The sequence below is a fragment of the Persicitalea sp. genome, assembly GCF_041751555.1.
Lineage (GTDB): Bacteria > Bacteroidota > Bacteroidia > Cytophagales > Spirosomataceae > Persicitalea.
In genome coordinates, this window is sequence record NZ_JBGSXF010000222.1 from 1 (window position 1) to 4,929 (window position 4,929).

The following is a 4,929-nucleotide window of genomic DNA, read 5'->3' on the forward strand; positions in this document are numbered from 1 at the left end:
GGGCAAACGGTCGGTCACGCTGCCACACAGGTAGCTAAGCATGAGCCAGTTGGTGCCGATGACGAGCGGTACTTCCGCAATCTTGAAGCCAAGCGCATCGCCGTAAGCATACTCGCCAAAAATGACTCCCGTCTGCACCCCAGCCACTTCTACCAGAAATCCTACGGCAAAAGCCACCACACAATACACCCAAAAAGAAGGCCGGAAGTCGGTATGGAAAAGCAACAGTAATCCCAGAGAAGCCACCAGATTGAACGGCGTAAGCAGCTGAAACAGCGGTGCCGACAGCGATACATTCAGGCCGATCAGCCCGGCGAGGTGCATCAGAGGCAGGATAACGAAAATTATCCGGCGGATTCGGGGTGACACCAATGGCGTGGATTGGGGCATAATCGGAGAAAAATGAGGAAATGCACCTATTCGGCTGAAAATGGCAAATTAGCGGTTTTTGCCGTGAAGAATGCGCACTAACGACGTTTTCGCCCTGCCTGTTTTTCAAAAAATTGCCTTACTTTGCAAGAAATCCCTTTTCCGCACCACAAAACATATGCTCGACCTTATTTGTACCTCCCCTGTTTCCGAATCGAATTATGCGCTTTGCCCCGAGAGAATTGATTTGTGCCGTTGGTTTTTTATTCATTTCAAATAGTGCGCTGCGAGCGCAGACCCCGCTTCCCGACTGGGAAAATCCCGAAGTAATTAGTAAAAACACCGAGCGACCCCGCGCCAGCTTTACCCACTACGCCACCGAAGAACAAGCCCTTGCGGCGGCCGACAACTCGCCTTTCGTCAAATCACTGAACGGTACCTGGAAGTTCAAATGGGTGTCGCACCCGTCCAAAGTACCCGCTGATTTTTTTCAGCCCGCTACCTCCACCGCCTCCTGGGACGACTTGCCCGTGCCGTCCAATTGGCAGGTTGTCGGAGCCAAAGAAAATCGACCGTACGACCGCCCGGTTTTCACCAACATTAAGCATCCCTTCGAAGCCACGCCGCCGCGCATTACCGCCGATACCAACGCCACGGGGCTTTACCGTACTACCTTCAACGTCTCAGCGGATTGGGCGCAGCGGCCGCTGTTTCTGCATTTTGGCGGGGTGCAGTCGGCTTGTTACGTATGGCTGAATGGCGAGCCTCTGGGCTATCACGAGGACAGCATGACGCCTTTCGAGTTCGACATTTCGGCTAAAATCCAGGAAGGCCCGAACACACTGGCCGTGCAGGTTATCAACTGGTCGGACGGCAGCTACCTGGAAGACCAGGATTTTTGGCGGTTGTCGGGCATTTTCCGGGACGTGTATTTGCTCAGCGCTCCACCCGTCCACGTCAGCGACTACGTGGTGCAGACCGACCTCGACGACGACTACCGCAACGCCAACCTTAAAGTGAGCGTGTACGCCAAGAATTTTACGAAAGAAGCTAAGTACGGCTACCTCCTCACAACGACACTTTATGACGCCAACGGGCAGAAAGCCATTCCTGCGAAAACCCAGACTATCGGGATGCTCGATCCCGGCGGGGAACTGCCCATTCGGCTGGAACTACCCGTAACCTCACCCCGAAAATGGAGCTCAGAGACGCCTTATCTCTACAAACTAACGATGCAGATCGTGGGTCCCGACGGCACGGTACTGGAAGCCGTGAGCCAGCCTGTCGGCTTTCGGGAGGTCAAGGTTAAGGGCGGGCAACTTTTGGTCAATGGCAAAGCGATTACCATCAAAGGCGTCAATCGCCACGAGTTCGATCCCGAGACGGGACGCGTCATCAGCCGCGAGAGCATGATCCGCGACATTACGCTGATGAAACAGCACAACATCAATGCGGTTCGCACTTCACACTACCCCAATGTGGAGGAATGGTACAACCTTTGCGATCAGTACGGTCTGTACGTAGTGGACGAGGCCAATATCGAAAGCCACGAGCTCTGGTACAAAAAGATAATACTAGCTGATATGCCCGAGTGGAAAACCGCCTTCCTGGCGAGGGGCCGGGCGATGGTCGAGCGTGACAAGAACCACCCATCGGTTATCATCTGGTCCCTGGGCAACGAAGCCAGCAACGGCGAAAATTTCGTCGCGATGGCCGATTACATCCGCCTGGCCGACCCTACCCGACCCATCCACTACGAAGGCCGGGCCAACTATACGCCGACTTCGCTGAGTAGTTTCGACATTATTTCGGTCATGTACCCTTCAGTGCAGGATTTGGTCGAATTAGTCAAGAAAGATCCCGAACGCCCGCTAATCGTTTGTGAGTACGCTCACGGCATGGGCAACAGCGTCGGCAACTTGCAGGAATACTGGGACGTAATCGAAAAGTACCCCACCATGCAGGGGGGCTTCATCTGGGATTGGGTCGATCAGGGCCTGAGCGCTAAAACTGCCGATGGTCGCGACTACTGGAACCATATCAACTACATCGACGGAGCCAACGCAGGCGACGGCCTGGTGAACCCCGACCGCACTCCGCAGCCGGAGATTAATGAAGTCAAGCGGGTATATCAGTACGTGAAATTCGAAGTTCCAGATTCGATCCAGACCGCGCAGCAGCAGATCAAGCTGCGCAATGCCTACGATTTTCAGTCGCTGAGCCCCTTCAACCTTGTTTGGACGCTGATGGAAAACGGCAAGCCGATTCAGAAAGGTACGGTGGATAACCTCACTACCGCCGCCGGACAGACGCAAGAAGTAAGTATTCCCTATCAAATTCCGGCCAACCCATCACCGGGGGCGGAATATTTCCTCAATCTTAGCGTGCAGTTGAAGGAAAATACGAGTTGGGCGGCAGCAGGCCACGAAGTGGCCGGGCGGCAGATGCGGGTGCTGGTACCAACCGGGCAACTAGCTGAAATTAGCTACGCTGGCAAAACACCGCTGCGCCTCACACTGACACGTGGCAAAGGCATTACGGTAGCGGGCCAGCAGTTTTCGGTGAGTTTCGACAAGAAAACGGCTCGCATGAGTTCCTTTATGTACAAAGGCAAGGAGTTGCTGAGGAGTGGCCTGTACGCCAACTTCATGCGCGTTCCGACCGACAACGACGAAGGTGGCGGGGACAAAAGCTACGCGGCCCGCTGGCGCGAGGCCGGGTTGGATTCGCTGCAACTGATGGGATCTGACCTTCGGGTCGAGAAGGTCAACGCGCATGTATATAAGGTAAGTCTTATCAAAAGTCTGCAAGGGAAGGAAGGTGGCCTGTTGGTTAGTTCGCTATACACTGTTTATGCCACGGGCGACGTACATCTACAAACTACTTTTGCACCCAATGGTACTTGGCCACCCTTCGCAAAGGTTGGGTTGCAGTTCGAGATGCCGCTTCGCTACGATAAAGTACAGTGGTATGGACGCGGTCCCTACGAAACCTACGCTGACCGCAAAAGCAGCGCGAAAGTCGGGCTATACAATGGTACAGTGGACGAGCAGCATTTCCCTTACATTATGGCGCAGGAAAATGGTAACAAAACCGACGTCCGATGGCTGGCGGTGACTGATACCGATGGGCTGGGCATCTTGGCACTAAGCGATTCGCTGTTTAATATCAGCGTTCACAACTACACCGACGCTGCCCTGCTGGCCGCCAAAAAGCCTGGCGTTTCGTTGAAGAAAGACAGCGCAACCGTTGTGAATATCGACTTGGCTCAGATGGGGCTGGGCGGCGATGATAGCTGGACACCACGGGTTCACGAGCCCTATCAACTACCCGCTAAGGCATACAGCTACTCGTTCCGACTGCGCCCTATCGACACGGCAGATGATATTCCTGCGCTGGTACATAGTAAGTTACCAATTTTTGCTAAAACTCTAAGTCCGGGCACGGGTGGCGAAGCCACACTGGAAGAAGGCGAAGAGGAAGCTGCCGCGCAGCCACCCGTAAAGAAGGCACCGGCCCGCTATCCTTTTACGAAAAAGACTTATACCCAGCGGCAACGGTAAACTGTTCTTCACGCTGACATGGCGGAACCAGCTAGTGCTGGGTCTTGTAGTTTCCGGGATTTGTCAGCGGATTGAGACGGGTTGGCGTGGGGTTGGAGCCTCTGAAAAAGGATAAAACCGAGCGTCGCCTGTACTTGGGCGTGTTGACCTGAGTGATTGCACGAGGCGTATTGACGGAACGCGGCACGATGCCCACACGCGAAGAAAACCGACTTCGACGCGGTACTTTTTGCATCATTTGGGCCTTTTTAGCCTTGTGCGAGTGCTTATAGTTATGTACCGATACACCAGGGTCAACCCTCACCCTAGTTTCGTCTTGGGAGATAGCCTCAAAACCGCCCAGCAAAATCGCGCAAAGCGTAACGAAGCAAGAACGTATAGCATGCATGAGTAAATTGTATTTTTTGACTAAAAAAAATAATTATAACTGATTTAAGCAAATATAATATTTTATGCATTTAGTTGAAAATAACTACACTTGACTATAAAGATACTATTGTATTGTATAATTTAGAGAACAACAAACAGCAGAGGACAGGGAAATAGCTCCTAAAGAATTTTGTTTGGTTATCCTGAAAATCAGTAGAATTTTCTTTAGAAGAAAAGAATTCATTATTTCGAAAAAATTACACGCATGTCCATCCTGGTTTCACAACTCACCAAGCAATACGGCACTCAGAAGGCTATCGACTCGCTTAGCTTTTCGCTGCGCCCGGGCGAGATCGTAGGCTTCCTTGGCCCCAACGGAGCCGGGAAATCCACGACCATGAAGCTGTTGACGGGTTACCTTAAGCCCACCGAAGGCCGGGTGGTGGTGGCAGGTCACGACCTGACCGACGATGCGATGGCCGCCCGCCGCGCTATTGGCTACCTGCCCGAACACAATCCACTTTATCTGGATATGTACGTGCGGGAATTCCTGATTTTTGTGGGAAAACTGTACGGCATGAAGGGAAAATCCCTCTCTGCGCGAGTGGAAGAAATGGTGCAGCTTTGC

4 protein-coding genes are annotated in these 4,929 nt (G+C 52.9%); 2 read left to right on the forward strand and 2 right to left on the reverse strand.

What is annotated here, in order from left to right; genetic code table 11:
- A partial coding sequence (locus ACEW8P_RS07970) for a carotenoid biosynthesis protein (RefSeq protein ID WP_373512561.1) occupies positions 1 to 369 on the reverse strand: 369 nt, incomplete at its 3' end.
- A 221-nt stretch (positions 370 to 590) separates the two neighbouring features.
- Between ACEW8P_RS07970 and ACEW8P_RS07975 the strand changes: the two genes are divergently transcribed.
- Positions 591 to 3,932 carry a glycoside hydrolase family 2 TIM barrel-domain containing protein gene (locus tag ACEW8P_RS07975; protein ID WP_373512562.1) on the forward strand — a complete coding sequence of 1,114 codons (3,342 nt, stop codon included), beginning with the start codon at positions 591 to 593 and terminating at the stop codon, positions 3,930 to 3,932.
- A gap of 31 nt (positions 3,933 to 3,963) precedes the next feature.
- Here ACEW8P_RS07975 and ACEW8P_RS07980 read toward each other — a convergent pair whose 3' ends face one another.
- Positions 3,964 to 4,320: a hypothetical protein gene (locus tag ACEW8P_RS07980; RefSeq protein WP_373512563.1), complete on the reverse strand. Its 357-nt coding sequence runs from the start codon at positions 4,318 to 4,320 to the stop codon at positions 3,964 to 3,966.
- 246 nt (positions 4,321 to 4,566) lie between these two features.
- Here ACEW8P_RS07980 and ACEW8P_RS07985 point away from each other — a divergent pair.
- Positions 4,567 to 4,929 (forward strand): ATP-binding cassette domain-containing protein (locus tag ACEW8P_RS07985; protein WP_373512564.1); only part of this gene is annotated, 363 nt, incomplete at its 3' end.